21 protein-coding genes are annotated in these 22,699 nt (G+C 71.7%); 10 read left to right on the forward strand and 11 right to left on the reverse strand.

What is annotated here, in order from left to right:
• Positions 1 to 16: 16 nt before the first annotated feature.
• The gene (locus KXC43_RS21925; RefSeq protein WP_221377989.1) at positions 17 to 859 is read right to left on the reverse strand and encodes a peptidylprolyl isomerase; all 843 of its coding nucleotides are present in this window, start codon (positions 857 to 859) and stop codon (positions 17 to 19) included.
• Positions 860 to 895: 36 nt separating this feature from the next.
• Positions 896 to 1,750 carry a peptidylprolyl isomerase gene (locus KXC43_RS21930; protein ID WP_221377990.1) on the reverse strand — a complete coding sequence of 285 codons (855 nt, stop codon included), beginning with the start codon at positions 1,748 to 1,750 and terminating at the stop codon, positions 896 to 898.
• Positions 1,751 to 1,881: 131 nt separating this feature from the next.
• Between KXC43_RS21930 and KXC43_RS21935 the strand changes: the two genes are divergently transcribed.
• The 3 genes from KXC43_RS21935 to KXC43_RS21945 all read left to right on the forward strand — a co-directional run bounded on the left by KXC43_RS21935 (position 1,882) and on the right by KXC43_RS21945 (position 4,961).
• Positions 1,882 to 2,580, forward strand: coding sequence for an MBL fold metallo-hydrolase (locus tag KXC43_RS21935; protein ID WP_221377991.1), 699 nt, complete (start codon positions 1,882 to 1,884; stop codon positions 2,578 to 2,580).
• A gap of 26 nt (positions 2,581 to 2,606) precedes the next feature.
• Positions 2,607 to 3,914, forward strand: coding sequence for a histidine--tRNA ligase (gene hisS, locus KXC43_RS21940; RefSeq protein ID WP_221377992.1), 1,308 nt, complete (start codon positions 2,607 to 2,609; stop codon positions 3,912 to 3,914).
• A 120-nt stretch (positions 3,915 to 4,034) separates the two neighbouring features.
• On the forward strand, positions 4,035 to 4,961 hold the full coding sequence (locus KXC43_RS21945) for an acyl-ACP desaturase (RefSeq protein WP_221377993.1): 927 nt from the start codon (positions 4,035 to 4,037) through the stop codon (positions 4,959 to 4,961).
• A 4-nt stretch (positions 4,962 to 4,965) separates the two neighbouring features.
• On the opposite strand, the gene KXC43_RS21950 is transcribed toward KXC43_RS21945, so the two are convergent.
• Entirely contained in the window at positions 4,966 to 5,472 is a 507-nt protein-coding gene (locus tag KXC43_RS21950; RefSeq protein WP_221377994.1) for a PaaI family thioesterase, read from the reverse strand.
• 55 nt (positions 5,473 to 5,527) lie between these two features.
• Between KXC43_RS21950 and KXC43_RS21955 the strand changes: the two genes are divergently transcribed.
• The 6 genes from KXC43_RS21955 to KXC43_RS21980 all read left to right on the forward strand — a co-directional run bounded on the left by KXC43_RS21955 (position 5,528) and on the right by KXC43_RS21980 (position 14,645).
• Positions 5,528 to 6,010, forward strand: coding sequence for a winged helix-turn-helix transcriptional regulator (locus KXC43_RS21955; RefSeq protein WP_221377995.1), 483 nt, complete (start codon positions 5,528 to 5,530; stop codon positions 6,008 to 6,010).
• Between the two features lie 9 nt (positions 6,011 to 6,019).
• Positions 6,020 to 7,594, forward strand: a complete 1,575-nt coding sequence (locus KXC43_RS21960; RefSeq protein WP_221377996.1) for an MFS transporter — start codon at positions 6,020 to 6,022, stop codon at positions 7,592 to 7,594.
• A 117-nt stretch (positions 7,595 to 7,711) separates the two neighbouring features.
• Positions 7,712 to 10,444, forward strand: a complete 2,733-nt coding sequence (gene cphA / locus KXC43_RS21965) for a cyanophycin synthetase (RefSeq protein WP_221377997.1) — start codon at positions 7,712 to 7,714, stop codon at positions 10,442 to 10,444.
• A gap of 497 nt (positions 10,445 to 10,941) precedes the next feature.
• Positions 10,942 to 13,035: a serine/threonine-protein kinase gene (locus tag KXC43_RS21970; protein ID WP_221377998.1), complete on the forward strand. Its 2,094-nt coding sequence runs from the start codon at positions 10,942 to 10,944 to the stop codon at positions 13,033 to 13,035.
• A gap of 297 nt (positions 13,036 to 13,332) precedes the next feature.
• Positions 13,333 to 13,587, forward strand: coding sequence for a hypothetical protein (locus KXC43_RS21975; protein ID WP_221377999.1), 255 nt, complete (start codon positions 13,333 to 13,335; stop codon positions 13,585 to 13,587).
• A gap of 155 nt (positions 13,588 to 13,742) precedes the next feature.
• Positions 13,743 to 14,645 carry a sigma-70 family RNA polymerase sigma factor gene (locus tag KXC43_RS21980; RefSeq protein ID WP_221378000.1) on the forward strand — a complete coding sequence of 301 codons (903 nt, stop codon included), beginning with the start codon at positions 13,743 to 13,745 and terminating at the stop codon, positions 14,643 to 14,645.
• A 53-nt stretch (positions 14,646 to 14,698) separates the two neighbouring features.
• On the opposite strand, the gene KXC43_RS21985 is transcribed toward KXC43_RS21980, so the two are convergent.
• The 8 genes from KXC43_RS21985 to KXC43_RS22020 form a co-directional block, all read right to left on the reverse strand.
• Positions 14,699 to 15,424 (reverse strand): urease accessory protein UreD, encoded by a 726-nt coding sequence (locus KXC43_RS21985; RefSeq protein ID WP_221378001.1) that lies wholly within the window; start codon positions 15,422 to 15,424, stop codon positions 14,699 to 14,701.
• 16 nt (positions 15,425 to 15,440) lie between these two features.
• Complete coding sequence (gene ureG, locus KXC43_RS21990) at positions 15,441 to 16,193, reverse strand: urease accessory protein UreG (RefSeq protein ID WP_221378002.1); 753 nt, start codon at positions 16,191 to 16,193, stop codon at positions 15,441 to 15,443.
• Positions 16,183 to 16,827 (reverse strand): urease accessory protein UreF, encoded by a 645-nt coding sequence (locus KXC43_RS21995; protein WP_221378003.1) that lies wholly within the window; start codon positions 16,825 to 16,827, stop codon positions 16,183 to 16,185. Before KXC43_RS21995 ends, ureG begins: the two co-directional genes overlap by 11 nt.
• Positions 16,827 to 18,545, reverse strand: coding sequence for an urease subunit alpha (locus KXC43_RS22000; RefSeq protein WP_221378004.1), 1,719 nt, complete (start codon positions 18,543 to 18,545; stop codon positions 16,827 to 16,829). Before KXC43_RS22000 ends, KXC43_RS21995 begins: the two co-directional genes overlap by 1 nt.
• Entirely contained in the window at positions 18,542 to 18,922 is a 381-nt protein-coding gene (locus KXC43_RS22005) for an urease subunit beta (RefSeq protein ID WP_221378005.1), read from the reverse strand. Before KXC43_RS22005 ends, KXC43_RS22000 begins: the two co-directional genes overlap by 4 nt.
• Before the next feature lie 124 nt (positions 18,923 to 19,046).
• Positions 19,047 to 19,349 carry an urease subunit gamma gene (locus tag KXC43_RS22010; RefSeq protein ID WP_221378006.1) on the reverse strand — a complete coding sequence of 101 codons (303 nt, stop codon included), beginning with the start codon at positions 19,347 to 19,349 and terminating at the stop codon, positions 19,047 to 19,049.
• Positions 19,350 to 19,471: 122 nt separating this feature from the next.
• The gene (locus KXC43_RS22015) at positions 19,472 to 19,852 is read right to left on the reverse strand and encodes a RidA family protein (RefSeq protein WP_221378007.1); all 381 of its coding nucleotides are present in this window, start codon (positions 19,850 to 19,852) and stop codon (positions 19,472 to 19,474) included.
• A 12-nt stretch (positions 19,853 to 19,864) separates the two neighbouring features.
• The gene (locus KXC43_RS22020; protein ID WP_308129188.1) at positions 19,865 to 21,061 is read right to left on the reverse strand and encodes an amidohydrolase family protein; all 1,197 of its coding nucleotides are present in this window, start codon (positions 21,059 to 21,061) and stop codon (positions 19,865 to 19,867) included.
• Between the two features lie 43 nt (positions 21,062 to 21,104).
• Here KXC43_RS22020 and KXC43_RS22025 point away from each other — a divergent pair, with 43 nt between their 5' ends.
• On the forward strand, positions 21,105 to 22,679 hold the full coding sequence (locus KXC43_RS22025) for a beta-N-acetylhexosaminidase (protein WP_221378009.1): 1,575 nt from the start codon (positions 21,105 to 21,107) through the stop codon (positions 22,677 to 22,679).
• The last annotated feature ends 20 nt before the right edge of the window (positions 22,680 to 22,699 follow it).

Raw genomic sequence — 22,699 nt, forward strand, 5'->3', positions numbered from 1 at the left:
CTTTCTCATGAACCGATCAGGCGGCGGCCATCGTCAGCGACTTGATGGTCACCTCTTTCTTCGGGTGGCCACCTCCCGCGGACTGCGCGAACGCGCCGTCGTCGCCCGCCTTGACCACGTCCTTGACGAGGTTCAGGCCCTCGGTGATCGTGCCGAGCAGCGTGTAGTTCGCCGGCAGCTGGGTGTCTTCCGAGCAGATGAAGAACTGGCTGCCGGTGCTGCCGGGCTGCCCGGTGTTGGCCATCGCGATCGAGCCCGCCGGGTACGGCTTCTTGGTGTCGGTCGGCAGGTTCTCCTCGGCCATGGTGTAGCTCGGGCCGCCCTGGCCGTCGGTCTCGCGCCAGCCCTTGCCCGAGGCGAACGGGTCGCCGCACTGGAGCACCTTGAAGGTCGCCTCGTTGACCAGGCGGTGGCACTTCGAGTTGTCCCAGAACTTCTTGCTCGCGAGGAACTCGAAGCTGGCCGCGGTGCAGGGCACCTTGGACTTGTCGACGGTCGCCTTGATGACGCCCAGGTTGGTGTCCATGGTCAGCACGTCGCTGCCGGTGTTGGGTGCGGTCTTCGGCGGGGTGCCGACGTCCTTGACCTTGCCGCCGCCGCCCGCGTCGGGCGTCCAGGTGCAGGCGACCTGGCCGGCCGGGACGTTACCGGCCGCGGTGGGGGAGTCGGCCTTGTTGTCGTCACCGCCGATCGAGGTGACGATCCACACGGCGGCGCCCGCGATCAGCACGACGGCGATCGCCGAGCCGATGATGGCCTGCCGCTGCCGGCGCTTGCGGGCAGCCGCGGAACGCTCGGCCATCTCCTTCTCGAGACGGGCCCTCGCCGCCGCGCGTTGCCGGTCCTTGATCGACGACACGGTGTTCCTCCTGCTGCTGATATGTCGGCCTGGGGCTCAGGACTGGGTGCTGGCCGAAGGGGCTACGGACGCCGGGGCGTCGCCGACGGTCAGGGTCTTGATGGTGATCTTCTTGGTCGGCTTGACCTTGTCGCCGGTGGCGTTGGCCGTCGTGGGGATCTTGGCCAGCTTGTCCACCGTCGCCTGCCCACCCGTCACCTTGCCGACGATCGAGAACTCCGGCGTGGCGGGGGAGTAGTCCTTGGTGAAGATCAGGAATTGACTGCCGTTGGTGCCCGGCGGGTTGCCGATCAGGGCGACGGTGCCCTTCGGGTAGAGCGGCGTGCTCGAACCGGGAGCGGCCGAGGCGCTCGGCTCGGGGGTGGTCGGCACGTTCTCGTTGTAGACGCTGTACGTCGGGCCGCCGAGACCCGTGCCGGACGGGTCGCCGCAGCGCACCGCCCCGTACGCCGTGATCTCGTGGCAGTCGGTGTTGTCGTAGAACTTCTTGCTCGCCAGGTACGTGATGTCGGCCGTGCCGCACGGCGAGAGCTCGCTGTCGAGGCCCACGACGACCGGCTCACCCTGATTGGTGCTGATCGTCATCGTCTGGGTGCCGAGCGTCGGGATGTCCTTGGTCGGTGGCGTGCCCACGTCCTTCAGGTTCGAGTTCGTGGACGCGTTCTGCGGGGTCCAGAGACAGATGTCCTGGTCGGCCGCCTCGGTTGTCTCGTCGGAACCGAACGCGCCGCCGATCCACGCGACGCCGGCCACGATGAGCAGGACCGCCACCCCGGAACCGATGCCCGCGAGCATTCGCCGTCGGCGATTCTGTTTCGCGGCCCGCCGCACCATCTGCCGATCGAGCTTCGCCCGCGCCAGCTTGCGCTGCCGGTCCCTGCTGGATGCCACCGAACGCTGTCCTCTCGAACGACCGTGTCACACGCCCGCAAGAGTGTACGGCTACCTCCTGAGAAAGTGGTGTGCGCCCGCCCGACTAGGATCGTTACGATTCGTACCTGTCTGCGCGAGGAGGGCCCGGCGTGCTCGTCACCGGCTTCGAGGCCCAGGCCTTCGGCACCAATTGCTATGTGGTGGCCACCGCCCCGGGCGAGCAGTGCCTGATCGTCGACCCCGGCATCGGCGTGCTCGACCGGCTCGACGAGGTGATCGCCGAGCACCGGCTCTTCCCGGCCGCGGTGCTGCTGACGCACGGCCACCTCGACCACAGCTTCTCGGTCGCCCCGGTCTGCGGCGCGCGCGGCGTCCCGGCGTACGTGCACCCCGCCGACACCGAGATGCTGGCCGACCCGGCCAAGGGTCTCGGCATGGGTATCGACCAGCTCTTCGGGGGTCGACTGACCTATTCGGAGCCCGACGACGTCGCCCTGCTCACCGACGGCGAGACGATGGTGCTGGCCGGCCTCGAGGTGACCGTCGACCATGCGCCCGGCCATACCGGCGGGTCGGTGCTGTTCCGGCTGCCCGGCGCGGGCTCCTCCTTCGACGCGGACCAGGTCTGCCTCTCCGGGGATGTTCTCTTCGCCGGCTCGATCGGGCGCACCGACCTGCCGGGCGGCAGCACGCCGACGATGATGACCAGCCTGCGGGACAAGATCCTCCCGCTGGCCGACGACACCGTCGTCCTGCCCGGCCACGGACCGGCCACCACCGTCGGCCGCGAGCGCGCGACGAACCCGTACCTGCGGGAACTCGTCGCAGCGCCCGGCCGCGGACTTTGAGCGTCTTCTGAGGAGATTGAAGAGCAATGCCCATTTCCGGCTTTCCCGAATGGATGCCGCCGCAGCGCATGATCGAGCAGCGGGTCCTCGACCGGATCCGCTCCACCTTCGAGCTGTACGGCTTCTCCCCGCTCGAGACCCGTTCCGTCGAGCCGCTCGAGACCCTGGTGAGCAAGGGGGAGACGTCCAAGGAGGTCTACCTGCTGCGCCGCCTGCAGGCCGACGAGAACGCCAAGGACGACGACCAGCTCGGCCTGCACTTCGACCTGACCGTGCCGTTCGCCCGGTTCGTCGTCGAGAACGCGGGCAAGCTGCAGTTCCCGTTCCGGCGCTACCAGATCCAGAAGGTGTGGCGCGGCGAGCGCCCGCAGGAGGGCCGCTACCGCGAGTTCCTGCAGGCCGACATCGACGTGGTCAACCGCGGCGAGCTGCCCTTCCACTACGACACCGAGATGCCGCTGGTGATCGGGGACGCGCTCGGCGGCCTGCCGATCCCGCGCATCCGCATCCAGGTCAACAACCGCAAGGTCTGCGAGGGCTTCTACCGTGGGCTCGGCCTCGCGGACACGGCGCAGGTTCTGCGTACGGTCGACAAGCTCGACAAGATCGGCCCGGCCCGCGTGGCCGAGGCGCTGATCGAGACCGCCGGCGCGACCCGGGCCCAGGCCGAGGCGTGCCTCGAACTGGCTGCCATCTCGGCTGACGACGGCTCCTTCGTGGACGCCGTCCGCAAGCTCGGGGTGAACGACCCGCTGCTCGACGAGGGCCTGAACGAGCTGCTGCAGGTGGTCGAGACGGCCCGCGAGAACGCGCCCGGCCTGGTTGTGGCCGAGCTGAAGATCGCGCGCGGGCTCGACTACTACACCGGCACCGTCTACGAGACGCAGTTGCAGGGCTACGAGCGGTTCGGCTCGATCAGCTCGGGCGGCCGCTACGACAACCTGGCCTCGGCCGGCAACGAGCGGTTCCCCGGCGTCGGCTACTCGATCGGCGTGTCCCGGATGCTCGGCGTGCTCTTCGGGCAGAACGCCCTGAGCGTGTCGCGATCCGTGCCGACCTGTGTGCTGGTCGCCCTGCCCAACGAAGATCAACGGCCGTCCTGCGTACGCATCGCCGCCGCCCTCCGCCGCCGCGGCATCCCGACCGAGGTCGCGCCGTCCGCGGCGAAGTTCGGCAAGCAGATCCAGTACGCGGACCGTCGCGGGATTCCCTACGTGTGGTTCCCGGGCGAGCCCGACACGGTGAAGGACATCCGCTCCGGCGACCAGGTCGAGGCCGACGCCACCACCTGGCAGCCGCCCGCCGGCGACCTGCACCCGGTGATCGCCGGCTAGCGCGGCGCCCGGCCGGCGTCCCGTCGCCTCATCCTGCGGGACGCCGGGACGCCGCGCGGGCGGCAGCGCGTACCCTTACCTACGGTGCCGTAAGTTACGGCACCGTAGGGAGTGATCGTCATGCCGCTGGACCAGACCTCGTTGCTCCTCGAACTGGAGCCCGTCGTGGCGACCAACCTCGACCGGCATCTGTCGCTGGCCAAGGAGTGGTTCCCCCACGAGTACGTGCCGTGGAGCGAGGGCCGCACGTTCGACGGCCTGCTGGGCGGCGAGCCCTACCGGCCGACCGACTCGCCGCTGCCCGACGTCGCGCGTACGGCGCTGATCGTCAACCTGCTCACCGAGGACAACCTGCCCTCGTACCACCACGAGATCGCGACGCTCTTCGGCCGCGACGGCGCCTGGGGCACATGGGTGCACCGCTGGACCGCCGAGGAGGGCCGGCACGGGATCGCGCTGCGCGACTACCTGACGGTGACCCGGGCCGTCGACCCGGTCGAGCTGGAACGGGCCCGCATGACCCACATGGAGGCCGGTTACTCCAACGGCCACCCCGACGAGATCCTGCACTCGATCGCGTACGTCGCCTTCCAGGAGCTCGCGACCCGCATCTCCCACCGCAACACCGGCAAGGCCACGGGCGACCCGATCGCCGAGCAGTTGCTGGCGCGGGTGGCGGCCGACGAGAACCTGCACATGGTCTTCTACCGGAACCTGCTGGCGGCGGCGTTCGACCTCGACCCCAACCACGCGATGCGCGCCGTCACCGACGTGGTCGCCGCCTTCGAGATGCCCGGCGCCAACATCGAGGGCTTCGGCCGCAAGGCGCTGTCGATCGCGCTGGCCGGCATCTACGACCTGCGCCAGCACCGCGACGAGGTGCTGCAGCCCGTGCTGCGCCAGTGGGACGTCTTCGGGCGTACCGACCTGGACGGGGACGGCGAGAAGGCCCGCGAGGAGCTCGCCGCTCACATGGACGAGCTGGAGGCTCAGGCCGCCCGGTTCGAGGAGAAGCGAGAGGCCCGGCGGCAGCGTCTGCAGCGCTGACCGCTCATTCGGCCAGCGGGAACAACATGCAGCTGGACATGGCCTGAGCCACCAGCCGGCCCGACCCGTCGGACAGGCGGGCCTCGGCGAGGGCCGTCCGGCGGCCGCTCTGCAGCACCGAGCCGGTGCAGGTGAGGCGGCCCGAGGCGAGGGTGATCGGGCGCAGGAACTTCACGTTGAGGTCGAGGCTGGTGTAGCCGACGCCGGCCGGCAGCGTGCTGTGGACCGAGCAGGCGGCCGCGGTGTCGAGCAGCGTCGAGATGACGCCGCCGTGCATGGAGCCCAACGGGTTGTAGTGGAATTCCTGCGGGTCGAGCAGCAGGGTCACCGAGCCGTGCTCGACCCGCATGGCGGCCAGGTCGATCAGCTGCATGATGGGCGGCGCGGGTAGCGAGCCGTCGGCCATGCCCTGCAGCAGTTCCAGACCGGTGCGGCGGCCGATCAGGTCCGCGTGCAACGCCGGGTCGCTCCAGCTGAAGGTTCGGGTCCGGTCCTGCTGGGTCTGCTTCATGGACGCAGGTTCGCACCCGCTTGCTGGGTCTGTCCAGTGGACTTAGGGTTCTGTCATGAGTTCCACAGCGGCACCGGAGGCCCTGGACTGGTCGGTCGACACGTGCACGGTGGCGCGGGCGATGGAGATCCTGGGCGAGAAGTGGACCGTCGTCGTGCTGCGTGAGGTGTTCTCGGGCATCCGCCGCTTCGACGACATGCGGGTGCGCACCGGCATACCGCGGCAGGTGCTGACCAACCGGCTCGCCATGCTGGTCGACAACGGGGTGCTGCGCCGCGTGCCCTATCAGCAGCCGGGGGCACGGGCCCGGAACGAGTACCGGCTGACCCCCAAGGGGTTCGACCTCTATCCGGTGCTGATCGCGGTGGCCGCCTGGGGCGACCGCTATCTGGCCGAGCCGGAGGGCCCGCCGCTGGTCTACGAACACCGTGACTGCGGGGCCCGCGCCCACGTCGAGATCCACTGCGACGCGGGGCACGACGTCAGCGATTTCCGGCAAGTGCTGCCCAGGCCCGGGCCCGGGGCCCGCCGCCGCTAGATTCGCTTCGTGGATTCACCCTGGGCGCCGCTGCGGGGGCGCGTGTTCCGGATGCTCTGGATCGCGGTGCTGGCCGGCAACGTCGGCACCTGGATGCAGACGGTCGGCGCGCAGTGGCTGGTCGTCGAGGAGCCGGACGCGGCCACCTGGACCAGCCTGGTGCAGACCGTGACCATGCTGCCGGTGCTGCTGCTCGCCCTGCCGGCCGGCGCGATCGCCGATGTGCTCGACCGGCGGCGGTTGCTGATGGCCGTACAGACCACGTTGTTCCTGGTCGGGACGCTGCTGACCGTGCTCACAGCGCTGGGCCGGATGCCGCCGCCGCTGCTGCTCCTCTTCACGTTCCTGCTCGGCGTCGGGCAGGCGCTGACCCTGCCCACCTGGCAGGCTGTCATCCCCGAGATCGTGTCCCGCGCCGAACTGCCGGCCGCGTCCGCGCTCGGCGCCGTCAACACCAACCTGGCCCGCTCGGCCGGTCCGGCGGTTGCGGGCCTGCTGGTGGCCCACATCGGGCCGGCCGCCGTCTTCGCGCTCAACGCGATCTCGTACGCCGTGTTCGCGCTCGCCCTGGTCTTCTGGCATCGCCCGCCGAAGAAGGGGCCCAGCCACCCGGAGCGTTTCGGCCCCGCCGTGCGGGCGGGCGGGCGCTTCGTGCGGTACGCGCCGGCCGTACGCCGTCTGTTGATCCGGGTGATCCTGTTCGTCCTGCCCGGCAGCGTCGTCTGGGGTTTGCTGCCCGTGGTCGCGCACCAGGAGTTGCGCCTGGGCGCGAGCGGCTACGGCGTGCTGCTGGCCGCCCTGGGCGTCGGGGCGATCGCCGGCGCGCTGCTCATGCCCCGGATCCGCCGTGTCATGAGCGCCAACCGCCTGATCGTCGTGGCCGGCCTGAGCTACGGCGGCGCTCTGGTCGTCGTCGCGGTGGCGCCGCACGAAGCCGCGGTCGGCGCGGTGCTGGTGCTGGCCGGCGCGGCCTGGATGACGCTGGTCTCGCGGATGAACGCGACCCTGCAACTGCTGCTGCCGAACTGGGTACGCGCCCGGGGTTTCGGCATTTACCAGGTCGTCTTCGCGGGTGCCCAGGCTGTGGGCGCGCTCGCGTGGGGTCAGGTCGCCGAGTGGGCCGGCCTGCCCGTGACGTTCGTCGCGGCCGCCGTGCTGATGCTGATGGGCACGGCGACCGTGTGGTGGCTGCCGGTGCACGAACATGACGACGCCGACCGCAGCCCGGCCGTCTACTGGGCCGAGCCGCACATCATGCTCGAGCCCCACGCCGAAGAGGGCCCCGTGCTGGTCACCGCGGTTTACCGGGTACGGGACGACCGGGCGGCCGAGTTCGTGGCGGCGATGGACGCCGTGCGGCTCACCCGGTTGCGCACCGGGGCGACGCGGTGGGGCCTGTTCCGCGACGGGGAGGACCCGGTCCGCTACGTCGAGGTCTATCAGGTGCCCACCTGGGAGGACCATCTGCGGCAGCACGAGGGCCGGCTGACCGGCAGCGATGAGGAGGTGGAGCAGCGGGCGTGGGCGCTGGCCGAGGGCCCGGCCGAGGTGACCCACCTGCTTCCCACCGACAAAGACGATTAGCCCGATGTTTCGGTTTTATTGCGATTAATCTCAGGGGTGGCCGCTCCGGCCGGGTGCCACCCGCCCGTGCTGCCCGCCGGGGCACGCCTTCCAGATCACCGGCCGGGAGCCCCGCCCATGAAGATCGAGAGCCTGCGCCGCCTGCGCGGACCGAACGTGTATCTCTCCCGGCCGGCTGTGGTAGCGCGGCTGCATCTGGGCCGGCTGACCGGCGTCGAGACCTCCGACGTCACCGGCTTCGCGGAGCGGTTGCTGCGCGCCCTGCCCGGACTGGCCGAGCACCACTGCGCGTCCGGTGCGCCGGGCGGGTTCGTCAGCCGGATGCGCGGCGGCACCTACTTCGGGCACGTCACCGAGCACGTCTGCCTGGAGCTGTCCCAGATGATCGGCCGCGACGTCAGCTTCGGCCGCACGGTGTCGGCGGGCGAGCCCGGCTGCTACAACCTGATCCTCGAGTGCCCGGTCGACGAGTCACCCGGCTCGGACGTGCCCCGCGACCTGCTCGACGCCGCCGTCGAACTGGTGCTGGCGGTCGAACAGGGCGGGACGGGGGCGCCCGATCTGGCCGGCCTCGCGGCGCGGGCCGAACGGGAGGCGGCCGGGCCGAGCACCCGGTCGATCATCGCTGCGGCCCGCCGGCGGGGCATCCCGGTCGAGCGCTACGACGACCTGAGCCTGCTGCGGCTGGGCTGGGGCACCCGCCGCCGGATGGCCTGGGCCGCGATGACCGACCGGACCAGTGGGGTGGGCATCGACATCGCCGGCGACAAGCAGGTGACGCGCCGGCTGCTCGACGAGGCCGGCGTGCCCATGCCCGCGGGCGGGGCGGCGCGCACGGCCGGCGAAGCGCTGCGCTGGCTCGACCGGCTGGGCGGCCCGGTCGTCGTCAAACCCCGCTGCGGCCGGCAGGGCGAGCATGTCGCGCTCCATCTGCGTACGACCGCAGAGGTCGAGCGGGCCTTCGCCGAGGCCGGCGGGGACGTGATCGTCGAGCGGCAGCTGGACGGCCGCGACTATCGCGTGCTGGTGGTGGCGGGCGAGGTCGTGGCCGCCGCCGAACGCATCGCCGCCGAGGTGGTGGGCGACGGCTCCAGTACGGTCGACGCGCTGGTCGGAAAGGTCAACGCCGATCCGCGGCGCGGGGTGGGGCACTCCCGCGTGCTGACCCGGATCACGGCCGACCCCCGGATGCTGGAGCGCCAGGGCCTGACCGGCGACAGCGTTCCGGCCGCGGGCGCCGTGGTGCGGCTGGCTGCCACCGGCAATCTGTCCACCGGCGCCACCAGCTGCGACGTGACCGACCAGGTACACGCCGACGTGGCCCGGCTGTGCCTGCGGGTCACCGCGCTGCTCGGTCTCGACATCGCCGGCATCGACCTGCGGCTGCCCGGCATCGCCGAGCCGCTGCCCCCGGCGGCCGCCGGTGACGAGGTCACGGCCGGGGTGATCGAGGTCAACGCCGTACCGGGCCTGCGGATGCACCTCGCCCCGGTGCGCGGGCGCTCGCGGGACGTGGGCGACGCCATCGTGCGGGCGATGTTCCCGGCCGGATCCGACGGGCGGATCCCGACGGTCGCGGTGACCGGCACGAACGGCAAGACGACGGTGACCCGGATGACCGGGCACCTGCTGGCCGACATCGGCCTGCGGGTGGGCCTGGCGACCACGGACGACGTGCGGATCGACGGCCGGGTGGTCTACCGCGCCGACGCCACCGGGCCGTTGTCGGCGCAGATGGTGCTCGGCGACCCGGGCGTGCAGGCCGCGGTGCTCGAGACGGCCCGCGGTGGGCTGCTTCGGCGCGGGCTGGGCTACGACTGGTCGGACGTGGGGGTGCTGACCAACATCACCGCCGACCACCTGGGGCAGGACGGGCTGGACACGGTCGAGGACCTGGCCCACGTCAAGGCGCTGGTGGCCGAGCGGGTGCGCGACGGCGGCACGCTGGTGCTCAACGCCGACGACCCGTGGGTGCGCACCCTCGTCGACCGGCCGCGGGTGCGCGCCGACCGCAAGCGGATCGTCTGGTTCTCGCTCGACCCGGGCCAGCCCGTGCTGCACGAGCACCTGGCCCGGGGCGCGACCGCGTACCTGCTGCACGACGGCTGGGTGGTGCAGCAGACCGGGGCGCGGCGGACCCCCCTGATGCGGGCGGCGGAGATTCCCGGGGCGTACGGGGGAGCGGCGCCGCACATGGTGGCCAACGCCCTGGCCGCGATCGCAGCCGCCCGGGCCCTGGGCGCGGGACAGGAGGCGGTGTGCCGGCGGCTGGCCGAGTTCGACCCGGTGGTCGACAACGCGGGCCGGGGCACGCTGCTTCGCCTCGGGGACGTGTCGGTGTTCGTCGACTATGCGCACAACCCGGCGGCGCTGGCGGCGACGGTGCGGACGCTGCACCGGCTCTGGGGCCCGGACCGCTGTGTCGCGGCGGTGACCCTGCCCGGCGACCGGCGCGACGACCTGCTCGCGGCGTGCGCGCAGGTGATCGCCGACGGCGTCTCCCGGGTCGTTCTCTACGAGGACGAGGACCCGCGCGGGCGTCTGCCGGGGGAGGTGTCCGCATTGGTGGAACGCGAGATGCGCGTCCGCCGGCCGAAGCTCACCGCCGTGCCGGCGCCCGACGTGCGCGACGCCATCGCGGAGGCGCTGGGTCTGGCCGTGCCGGGTGACGTGGTCCTGGTGCTCTACGAGAAGCTCGCGCCGGTGCTCGGGCTGCTGGCCGATCTCGGCGCTGTGCCGGCCGGCGCGGCCGTGCCGGCGCTCCCGGGCCGCGCTCCGTGGTCCACCGTGTCGCCGGCAAGATCAATAATGGGGAACGGACGTGTTCCCATCCCCGGATACCACAGCTGAGAGTGACCGTCTCAGATTGGCACATCGAATAGGTTGATCAGAGGATGCGGCTGACCGTTCAGGCGGGGTTGCACTGGTAGATCCTTCAACAATTGCTCCAGGGCGATTATTTGTCGACTATTTGGAGCAACTGCTATGCGTGACAGCACGGCGACAGTTTGTTGAACCCTCCACCCTGGATGGTGGCAAACTTATGCTGGGAGAAACTTCCGATGAAGCGGGCATTTGCCTCTAACTCGGGTTGATGCTCCCAGGAAACAGTCAGGGATCCGACTTTCGGGTACTGGACGGGCACCCGTCGCGGGTGCGATCGGCCCCGGAACGGACTGTGACGATCCGCAGGTAAGACCACATGTGCGCGGGATCGTGAGGGGGCCGATCATCGGCTAGCATCCCTTCCGTCGATGGGGAAAACCCGGCACCCCGCCGGGCACCCCGACGCCGAGAAGCATGGCGGTGCAACTCGGTGTTTCTTTCAGGCGCGCATGTGGGGGCACATGAGCACGACGGACCTGCCCGGTTCGAGTCTGCTGGCCGGTCGTTATCGACTGGTCGAGCGGCTCGGCGCCGGCGGGATGTCAGTGGTGTGGCGAGGGTTCGACGAGGTCCTCGGGCGCCAGGTCGCGGTCAAAGTTCTGCCACCGTCGACCAGCGCAGACCCGGCGTTCCGGCGCCGGCTGCGCGCGGAGGCTCAGGCGGCAGCCCGCCTCAGCCACCCGAACATCACCAATGTCTACGACTACGGCGAAGCGACCACCGTCGACGGTGAGCCGGTTCCCTACGTCGTCATGGAGCTGATCGACGGCGAATCGCTCGCCGCCGTGCTCGCCCGCGTACGCAAGCTGCCCTGGCAGCACGCCGTGCGGATAACTGCCGAGGTCGCCGCGGCGCTGGCCGCCGCGCACTCGCGGGGCATCGTCCACCGTGACGTGACCCCGGCCAACGTCATGCTCACGGCCACCGGGGCCAAGGTCGTCGACTTCGGCATCTCGGCCCTGATCGGCGAGAACGACATCGACCCCGACGGCAGCCTGCTCGGCACGCCGGCCTACCTCGCGCCCGAGCGGCTCGAGGGCGGCCAGGTCAGCCCGGCGACCGACGTCTACGCGGTCGGCCTGCTCATCTACCGCACGCTGATCGGCCAGCTGCCGTGGGACGTCGGCACCACGACGGCGCTGCTGCGAGCTCACCAGTACACCGAGCCCGAGCCGCTGCCGCCGGTCGAAGATCTGCCGCCCGAGGTGGACGCCCTGGTCGGCCGGTGCCTCGAGAAGCGCCCGGCCGACCGGCCGTCCAGCGCCGAGCTGGCGCACGTCCTGGCCGCCATCTCGGCCGGGGCGCCCGCGGTGGCCCGCGGCTACGTGCCCGACTGGGCCGGCGCCGGCGAGGACACGACGATCCTGCCGTCGCCGCAGTCGTACGCCGAGATCCTCGCGCTCGCGGCGGCGGCCCAGGTGTCGCCCGCGGTCGCGCCGGCTTCGGCCGCGCCGGTCTCGCCCGCGGCGCCGGAACCGGCAGCTGAGGCTGCCGAGGCCGCTCCGGCTCGCAACAGCCGCTTCGGTGAGCTGCCGTCGGGGCCGGTCTACAACGCCGCCCCGGCCGCCTCCGACGGCGGTCTGCGGCCGGCGGTCGGCAACCAGCCACCGTCCCCGCCCGACAAGGCGGCCAAGTCGTCCGCGCGGTCCTGGACTCACCAGCCGCAGACCAAGACCCGCCGCATCCTCGTCGTGGCTGTGGGCGTGCTGCTGCTCGCGGTCGGAACGTACGGGTGGAGCCTGACGGGGGGCCCGAAGGACATCAGCGGCGGTAATCCCGCTGCTGCCGCGCTGCCGCCGCCCGCCCGCTGCGTGGTCAGCTACGCCGTCTGGTCCGACACCAAGGGTCGGTTCAAAGCGCAGGTCACGGTGGCCAACCGCAACGAGACGCCGGTCAAGGACTGGAAGCTCTGGTTCATCATGCCGGGCGACCAGGTCGTCTCCGGTGACGGCGACACCAGCCTGACCCAGTCGGCGCCCAAGGGTGGCGGCATCACGGTCACGTCCGAGTTGGCGATCGAGCCGCTGAAGACGGTGTCGTTGCCGATCAGCGGCCGCTACGTCGACAGCAACACCCCGCCCATGGCGTTCTCGCTGAACGAGTCGCAGTGCGAGACGTTCGTGTCGGCCAAGCCGGGGGAGCCCTCGCGCTACGTGCAGCACCTGGCCAACGGTCAGACCAAGCTGGGCCCGACGACGTCGCCCATCCCGGGCATCTCGGTGGGTCCCGGCGGCATCATCACGGTGACGCCGACGACCGGCCCGCCAACCACGACGAAGCCAGGTGGCGGCGGTGACCCTGTGAAGGGTCCTCCGCCCACCACCGACCCGGGGTCCACTGGGTCTCCCAGCCCGACGCCGACGCCGACGCCGACGCCGACCGAAACGCTCGAGCCAAGTCCCTTGCCGCCGACGACACGGCCGCCGGAGACGACGCCGCCGGCGACGACGCCGCCGGCGACGGCCATCGTCGACACCGAGACCGAGACCCCACCGGGCGTCCCGGGCGACGCCGCCGGTGAGGGGTGCGAAGAGAGCGCCGGCGACGACTGCTGACAGCACCTTGACGAAGAAGGACCGGCTCACTCGAGCCGGTCCTTCTCCTTGTGTCCGGCGAGCTGTCGGGATCTGAACTGAGCCGCGGTGAAAACCAGACGTCACAGCCCCGGTCACGGAGTTAGGGTGAAGGTGATGATCAGGACAGTTTCCTCCGAGTCGCCCGGCGTGGCGGCCGGGCGGGGGCGGCGCCTGGGCAAAGATGAGATAGCGGAACTGGGCGTAGGCACGGTCTGAAATGCCGCGAGAAGCGGCAATGCCTGCTGCGCACAGAAGTCTTCCATCGGGGAGTTCGACATGATCAGCATCGTCCGGGATCTGGCAGCGGAGGCACTGTTCGTCTCCGACCTGCAGCCCTCGCAGTGCCCCAGCCATGAGGCGGTGGAGCGTGCGGTGACCACGATGATCCTGCAGTACGGCAGCGACGGCTGTGCGGCGAGCGTGGCCCTGGAGTTCGGTGACCACCCGGACACGGCGGTCCGCCGGATGCACTGGGTCCACGCCGAACTGACCGAGGTCCTCGAGCCTCGCCGGGACGTCGTTCTGCACTGAGAACGGCCCCGCCGGCCCCACGGCAAAACCTGAGTCGTTTTCACGAAAAGCACCTGAAAAGCAACCGAGTTCGGCCGCCTTCGCACCTTTCGACGGCAAAAGTCTTCCTCGTCAGCCGGTTTCACCCAACCGGTCGTATGAGCGAGGAGGCCTACGTGACCGACGCGACCCAACTCCCCGCCACCATCGGCACGACCCACGACGCGCCCTCCGCGCGCGACATCGAGGACCTGGTCCGCGAACACATGCCGATGGTTGGCCATCTGGTCCGGGAACTTCTGAACCGGGTACCGGGCCACGTCCATGCGGACGACCTGTCCTCGGCCGGGTTCGCCGCGCTGCTGGGCGCGGCCCGGTCCTTCGACGTGAGCCGCGGAATCCCGTTCCACCGCTTCGCAGCGGTCCGCATCCGCGGCGCGCTGCTCGACGAGCTGCGCGGACAGGACTGGGCAAGCCGCTCGGTGCGCGCCCGGGCTCGCAAGAGCGCGGCCGCCCGCCAGGAGCTCACCGCCGCCCTCGGCCGCACGCCGACCGACGCCGAGGTGGCCGAACTGCTCGGCATCGGCGTCGCCGAACTGGCCACGGTCGAGGACGACGTGCAGAAGGCGGCGCTGCTCAGCCTGCAGGGCTTCCCCACCGGGGCGGCCGAGGAGATGGTGCCGGAGACCTCGGAGGGGCCCGAGGACCTGCTGCTCAAGCGGGAACGCCTCGGCTACCTGCACCAGGCGATCCAGGCGCTCCCCGAGCGGCTGCGCCTGGTCGTCACCGAGTCGTTCCTGCAGGAGCAGCCCCTCAGCGACGTGGCGGCCCGGCTCGGCGTGACCGAGTCGCGCATCTCCCAGCTGCGCACCGAGGCGCTGCAACTGCTCCGCGAGGGCCTGAACAGCTCGCTGGCGCCGGAGCTGCTGACGGTGGCAGCGGGCGGACCTCGTACGCGCAAGGGGTGCCTGCAGCGCCGCCGGTCGGAGTATTTCGCCCGGGTGGCCCAGCAGGGCAACCTGCACACCCGCCTGGCCCTGACCGATGCCAACGGCGTACCGATCGCGCTTGCAGCTTGATCGATCAATAGAGCGAGGGCGGCCCGAGCGGGCCGCCCTCGTGCCGTTCCGCTTCAGCTGTGGATGAGGGCGGGCTCGGTGAGCGGGTCCAGGGCGGCGCGTACGGGGCGGATGTCGGCGCCGACGGCGGTGGCCAGGGCGCCGGGGCCTGCCAACGGCATGATCGCGACATCGCCGGGACCCGACGACGGCGGGGGCAGCATCGCGGCGGGGACGGCGACGACCGTGCCCAGCGCGCGGCCGCCGCCGAGGACTGCCGCGCCCGACCAGCCGGGGGCGGACGGGCCGATCGACAGCTCGTGGCGGTAGAGCGTGCTGCCGGCGTACCGGATCGTGGTGTCGGCTCGGAAATCGCCGGCGCTTTCACCGTGGCGGCCGCAGACCAGGTCGTCGCGCCAGAGCAGGGAACCGCCCGTCGCCACCTCGATGCGGGTGACGGTCAGGTGGTGGCAACCGGCCGCGGCGATGAGTGGCTCGGGCAGCCAGCGCAGGGTGCCGGCCACCGTCGCGTGGATCTCGAGGCGGGACTGCGGCAGGTGGGCGCGGCCGGGCAGGGCCAGCTGCGCGGCCACGCTGCGGATCTCCAGGGTCGCGCCGGGGCCCACTTCGATCTCGAGCCGCAGGTCGTCGCCGCGCAGTGGGCCGGCGCCGCCGCCCACCAGGTGAACCGTGGCCGGACCGGTGCGGCGCAGCAGGAGGGGGGACTCGCTGCGCAGGACGGCCAGCCGGGTGCCGCCGAGCCCGTCCGGCTCGGCGACTACCCGGGAGAAGGCCTTCACGTGGGCGACCGGCTCGTCATGCGGCGGGCACCCGGGCGGCGACCAGGCCGCGGATCCAGTCCGCGACCGGGGACGCCTGGCGGTCCTCGACCAGGGAGAGGAAGACCGTGGGCAGATCGCCGCGGCGGGCCCGGGCGTCGTGGTCCATCACCGCCAGGTCGGCGCCCACCATGGGAGCCAGGTCGGTCTTGTTGATGACCAGCAGGTCGGCCGCGGTCACGCCGGGGCCGCCCTTGCGGGGCACCTTGTCGCCGCCGGCCACGTCGACCACGAAGATCTGGTGGTCGATCAGGCCCTTGCTGAACGTGGCGGTGAGGTTGTCGCCGCCGCTCTCCACGAGCACCAGGTCGAGCGGGCCGAGCGCCGCCTCCAGGTCTTCCACCGCGTCCAGGTTGGCCGAGATGTCGTCGCGGATCGCCGTGTGCGGACAGCAGCCCGTCTCGACCGCGCGCACCCGCTCCGCCGGCAGCACGCCGTTGCGCAGCAGGAAGTCGGCGTCCTCGGTGGTGTAGATGTCGTTGGTGACCACGGCCAGCCGCAACTCGTCGCCGAGGGCCCGGCACAGCGCCGCGACCAGGGCGGTCTTGCCCGAGCCGACCGGGCCGCCGATGCCGACCCGCAGGGCGCGGGGCCCGGCGGAGAGCGGCGCGTGCGGGTCGACGCCGGGGTCGGGGTGCGTGTGCGGGAGGTCGTCGTGGTCGTGGTCGTGCGTGTAGCCGTCCGAGGGGTGGGGGAGAGCCCCACCGGCGACGGAGTGATCAGGATGCAAAGAGACGCACCTCCCAGGTGGCGTGGAGCTCGGCGCCGATGTCGAGCAGGGGCGCTCCGGCGGCCGGCAGGTCGTCGACCGGGTCGCCGGCCCGGGCCGCGGCGGCCGCCGCGATCCGGTCGCATTCGGGAGCGAGCCGGGCCAGCAGCCCGTGCACCGCATAGGGGTCGAGGCCCAGCAGCCGTACGGCGGCACTGGCCGTACCGCTGACCATGCCGTGGGCCGCCGCGACGGCCGCTTCGACCGGCGTGAGCCCAGCCGCCGAGGCGACCACACCCAGCGCCACGGGCTGGTGCGGCTCGCGGCCGGCCGGCGGCAGGCTCCACATGGCCCGCGCGGCCCGCAGCAGCGCCCGGCCCTGTGCGCGCGAGGCCTTGCGGAGCGCGGGCGACGGCGTACGGGAATCGAAGCCCGCGTCGAGATCCGGGGAGCGGGCCGGCCGGTCGCAGGCGGCAGCGGCGAAGGCTGCGGCGACGAGCCCGGAGGTGACGAGTTTGCCGCGCAGGAACCCGGCGACGTCGTCGACATCGCGCACGCGTCCGGCCGAGACCTGCGCCTCGAGACCGCCCGAGTGCGCGTGACCGCCCGCGGGCAACCGCCCGTCAGCCAGCACGAGAAGCGTGGCGAGGCTCATCAGAACAGGAAGTAGCGCTGGGCCATGGGCAGTTCGGTGACCGGGTCGGGCTCGATGACCTCGCCGTCGACACGCACCTCGAACGTGTCCGCGTCGACCCGGATGTCGGGCAGCGCGTCGTTCAGCGGCATGTCGGCCTTGGTGACCCGGCGGGTGTTCTCGACCGGGGCGAAGGTGCGCTTGACGCCGACGCGGTCGGTCAGCAGCGCGTCGATGGCGGCCTCGGCCACGAAGGCCAGCGACGTCTGGGCCGGCACGACGCCGTGGGCGCCGAACATCGGGCGCGGCAACATCGGCTGCGGGGTGGGGATCGACGCGTTCGCGTCACCCATCTGCGCGTACGCGATCATGCCGCCCTTGATGACCAGGGCCGGGCGCACACCGAAGAACGCCGGGTCCCACAGCACCAGGTCGGCCAGCTTGCCCGGCTCGACCGAGCCGATGTGCGACGACATGCCGTGCGCCACGGCCGGGCAGATCGTGTACTTGGCGACGTACCGCTTGGCCCGGTTGTTGTCGGCGGCGGAGTCGCCCGCGAGACTGCCGCGGCGGGCCTTCATGACGTGGGCGGTCTGCCACGTCCGCAGGACCACCTCCCCGACCCGGCCCATGGCCTGCGAGTCCGAGCCGATCATCGAGATCGCGCCCAGGTCGTGCAGCAGGTCCTCGGCGGCCATCGTGGACGGGCGGATCCGGCTCTCGGCGAACGCGAGATCTTCCGGCACGGCCGAGTTCAGGTGGTGGCAGACCATCAGCATGTCGAGGTGCTCGCTGAGGGTGTTGCGGGTGTACGGCCGGGTCGGGTTGGTCGAGGACGGCAGCACGTTCGGGTGGGCGGCCACCGTGATGATGTCCGGCGCGTGCCCGCCGCCGGCGCCCTCGGTGTGATACGCGTGGATCGACCGGCCGGCGATGGCCCGCAGCGTCTCCTCGACGAAGCCGGCCTCGTTCAGGGTGTCGGTGTGGATCGCCACCTGCACCCCGGAGGCGTCAGCCACCCGCAGGGCAGCGTCGATGACGGCCGGGGTCGTACCCCAGTCCTCGTGCAGCTTGAAGCCGCCCGCCCCGCCGCGCAGCTGCTCCCACATCGAGTCCTCCGACATGGTGTTGCCCTTGCCGAGCAGCAGCACATTGATCGGGTACACGTCGATGGCCTCGAGCATGCGGGCCAGATACCAGGCGTTGGGCGTGACGGTGGTGGCCTTGGTGCCCTCGGCCGGCCCGGTGCCGCCGCCGATGATCGTCGTGATGCCGGTGGCCAGCGCCGTGTCCAGGATCGTCGGGCTGATCAGGTGCACGTGGCTGTCGATCGCGCCCGCCGTGAGGATCTTGCCGTTGCCCGCGATGATCTCGGTGCCGGGCCCGATGACCAGGTCGGGATGCACGCCGTCCATCGTGTCGGGGTTGCCGGCCTTGCCGATCGCGGTGATCCGGCCGTCCCGGATGCCGATGTCGGCCTTGACGATCCCCCAGTGGTCGAGCACGACGGCGCCGGTGATGACCGTGTCCGGGCTGCCCTCGGCGCGGGTGGCCCGCGACTGTCCCATCGACTCGCGGATCACCTTGCCGCCGCCGAAGACGACCTCGTCGCCCGGGCGGGGGCCGGCGCTGCGGTCCTCCTCGATCTCGATGAGCAGGTTGGTGTCGGCCAGCCGGATGCGGTCGCCTTTGGTGGGGCCGTAGAGAGCGGCGTAGCGCCCGCGGTCGAGGGTGGTCATCGCGGGCTCCCGTTCTCGGGGTTCTCGGGCGCGGCTTTCTTTTCGATGGCGGGAGCGGGGCCGCCGTTGTCGAGCGGCCCTCCGGCCAGTCCGCGCAGGCCAGGCACGATGCGGGCGCCCTCCAGCGCCACCAGCGAGATGTCGCGGGGGATTCCGGGTTCGAAGCGCACCGAGGTGCCCGCGGGAACGGCCAGGCGGTGGCCCCAGGCGGCGCCGCGGTCGAAGTCGAGGGCCTCGTTGGATTCGGCGAAGTGGAAGTGGGAGCCGACCTGCACGGGGCGGTCGCCGGTGTTGCGCACGGTCATGGCCAGCGTCTCGCGCCCGGGGTTGATCTCGATCTCGCCGTCGCCGAACAGGATCTCACCAGGAATTGTCATGCCGCCCCCTGTGGATAACTCGGCTGCTCCGGCTTGACACCGCGTAACGTCCCCGCCCATGCCCCGAGGCGGGAGGGGGCTAGGGATGGCGCGACCGGTCGAATTGCAAGATCGAACAGCGTGGTCATGAGATCGGGCCGTGGACGGTGACCAGCTTGGTGCCGTCCGGGAAAGTGGCCTCGACCTGCACTTCGGGCAGCATCTCGGGAACGCCGGGCATGACGTCCTCGCGCGAGAGGACCCGGCGGCCGGCGTCCATCAGGTCAGCCACCGTGCGGCCGTCGCGGGCGCCCTCGAGCAGGAACGCCACGATGATGGCGGTCGCCTCGGGATGGTTGAGCTTCAGGCCGCGTTCCTGCCGGCGGCGGGCCACATCGGCCGCGACATGAATGAGCAGTCGTTCCTGCTCGTGCTGGCTGAGGAACAAACGGGCCTCCCTGGGTAGCGCTCCGCGATGCTCGCAGCTCGACGTTTCCGACGTGTTACCCATCGGGTGCGGGACGCACCATGTCGATCAAAGCAGGCCGGAGCGCCATCCAGGGGCGAAACTCAGGCTCCGGTGTAGAGGACCGCGTCGATTTCGATGTCGAAGCCGACCAGGGGAACCGGCAGGGTGGTGCGTACGGGCAGGTTGTCGCCCTTGATGTACTGGGCGTAGATCTCGTTCAGCTCGGCGAAGTCGTCGAAGTCGCGCAGGTAGACGCCGAGGCGGACGGCCTGGTCGAGGCTGGAGCCGGCCTCCTCGGCCACGGCGGCCAGGTTGCGGAACGCGGCGTGCGCCTGCTCGGCGAAACTGCCCGTGACCATGGTGCCGTCGGGCAGCGCGGGCACGGCGCCGGCCAGGTAGATGAAGTCGCCGGCGATGACGGCGTGCGAGTACGGGCCGCCGGCGGGGGCCGCGGTCGTGGCCTTGAGGGCGCGCTTGGGCATGCTTTCTGTCTCCTAAGGGTTGCGTGGGAACTGTTCGGCCAGTCCGGATGCGTCGACCAGCGGGTCGTTCAGCAGCTCCCGCAGCCGGTGGGTGCGGCGCGCGAGGGCCTCGTGCTGGGCCGGGGTGAGCGACACCCAGGGCGGGGGATCCTGCGGCCACGACGGCTGCAGCAGGCGCCCGCCCACGTAGGTCGCGACGTTCACCAGGCGCAGGGGAGCGGTGCGCACCTGCAGGTGCGAGTCGACGACCTCGTGCTCCTCGGCCCGCACGTCGAAGACAGCCAGATCCGCCGGGGCGCCCACGGTCAGGGAGCCACCGGGCAGGCCGAGGGCGCGGGCGGGCGCAGCGGTCACCTTTTCCAGTACGTCGGTGAGGGGCATGCCGGCGGCGAGCAGCTTGGCCATGGTGGTCGGCAGGTCGAAGACCGGGCCGGGCAACGAGCGGCAGTGCAGGTCCGTTGAGATGGTGTGCGGCGCGAGCCCGAGGTCGAGCTGCCGCTCGAGCACGTCGAAGGCGAAGGCGCCCGAGCCGTGTCCCAGGTCGAGCAGCACGCCCCGGTCGACGGCGGCGCGCACGGCCGGGCCGAGCGGCGAGGCGAGGCCGCTGGCGCAGTGCGTCATGATGTCGCCCGGTCGCAGCAGGTCGAGCACCTCGTCGAGGGCGGGTGGCGTCGTCCCGATGTGGACCATCACCGGCACCCCGCAGGCGTCGCCGACGGCCAGGCCGCGGCGCAGCGGCTCGACACCGTTGTCGCCGACGGTCTCGCGGTCGACGCGCACCTTGATGCCGCGGATGAGCGGCCGGTGCTGCTGCACGGTGTCGATGGCCAGCGGCACGTCGCAGTTGGTGAGGTCGCGGCTCTCGCCGGTGCGCCCGGTCAGCCCGATCGCCGAGATGTTGAGCAGCGCCGGCACCCGCACCTCGCGGAACGTGCGGCGCAGCAGGTCGAGCGTGTAGGCCCCGGTGGAGCCGGCGTCGACCCAGGTGGTGACGCCGGTGCGCCAGGCGATCGGGTCGGGGTCGATGCCCCAGTAGCCGGGGCCGACGTGGGTGTGCAGGTCGATGAGCCCGGGCGTCACGAGCCGGTCGGTCACGTCGGCCACGACCCGGGCGTCGCGCGGCAGGGACGGGCCCACCGCCGCGATCACCCCGCTGGTGACCGCCACGTCGAACGGCTCTCCGCCGGCCAGCAGCAGGTCGTAGGTCACGCCACCTCCCCGGCCGACCCTACTCGAATCTAGGCTGCTGATCATGATCCCAGAGCCGGTCTCGGTCCGTCCCGCCGACGGTGCCTTCGCCCTGGGGGCGGAGACGCAGCTGGACGCTCCGGCGGACTTGGGCGGTGTCGCTTCCTGGCTTCGCACCACGCTGCGCTGCCCGCTTCCGCCGGGCGGGGGCGGCGTGAGTCTGCGGGTCGATCGGGCTCTGAGTCCCGAGGCGTACGAGCTGAGCTGCGCCCCGGGAAGGCTGAGGATCACGGGCGGGTCAGCGGCCGGCGTGTTCTACGGCGGTCAGACGCTCCGCCAGCTGCTGCCACCGGCGGCGCTGCGCCGGGCCGGTCCGACCGGCTGGCTGGTCCCGGCCGGCACCGTCACCGACCGGCCGCGGTTCGGCTGGCGGGGCGTGATGCTCGACCTGGCCCGGCGCTTCATGCCCGTGTCCGACGTGCTGCGCTTCGTCGATCTGGCCGCGTTCCACAAGCTCAACGTGCTGCACCTGCACCTCACGGACGACCAGGGCTGGCGCCTCGAGGTGCCCGGATGGCCGCGGCTGACCGACGTCGGCGCGTGGCGGGCCGAGTCGATGCTGGGCGCCCGGCAGCACGCCCGCTACGACGGGCGGCCCCATGGCGGCTTCTACACGGCCGACGACCTGCGCGAGATCGTGGCGTACGCCGGGGAGCGGCACGTCCGGGTCGTGCCCGAGGTGGACATGCCCGGCCACATGCAGGCCGCCGTGGCGGCGTACCCGGAGCTCGGCAACGGTTTCGCCGGCGGCGTGCGGACCGGTTGGGGCATCTCGTCACACGTGCTGAACCTGGGGGAACGGTCGCTGGACTTCTGCCGGGCCGTGCTCGACCAGCTGTGCGAGATCTTCCCCTCGGAGCTGATCGGCATCGGCGGCGACGAGTGCCCGCGCGACGAATGGGCGGGTGAGGACCGGCAGCCGGCGTTCACCGCGCTGATGGCCGCGCACCTGGCAGGGCGGGGCCGGCGGATCTACGGGTGGGACGAGATCCTCGAGGGTGGCGCTCCGGCCGGCGCGGTGGTGGCCGCCTGGCGTGGGAAGGAGCCGACCACGGTCGCGGCCCGGCGTGGGCACCAGGTCGTGGCCTGCCCGGACATCGCGGCCTACCTCGACTACCGCCAGTCGGACGACCCGGGCGAGCCCACCCCGGTCGGCACCCGGCTGACCCTGGCCGACGTGTACGCGTTCTCGGCCGTACCGGAAGGGTTGTCGCCGGCCGAGCGGGAACTGGTTCTGGGCGGGCAGGCGAACGTATGGACCGAGCACATGGAGACGGCTCGCCAGGTCGACTACATGACGTACCCGCGGTTGAGCGCGTTCGCCGAGGCCGTGTGGGACCCGCCGGGGCGGTCGTACGAGTCGTTCGAAACCCGGCTGCCCGCGCATCTGGAGCGGCTGGACGCGCTCGGGGTCAACTACCGCCCACCGAGCGGGCCGCGTCCGTGGGACGCGCGCCCCGACGCCCCGGGCAACCCCCGCGAGCTGCCCGACCGCCTGGCCGAGCTGGCCGAGATGACGAAGCGCCTTGACCCTCATCCGACCACCCCGCCGCCACCCGAACCGGACTGTAGGCGTTGACTCACCAAAACCCGTCTGAT

Origin of the sequence: Paractinoplanes polyasparticus (assembly GCF_019710575.1) — a bacterium.
GTDB classification, from domain to species: Bacteria; Actinomycetota; Actinomycetes; order Mycobacteriales; family Micromonosporaceae; genus Actinoplanes; species Actinoplanes polyasparticus.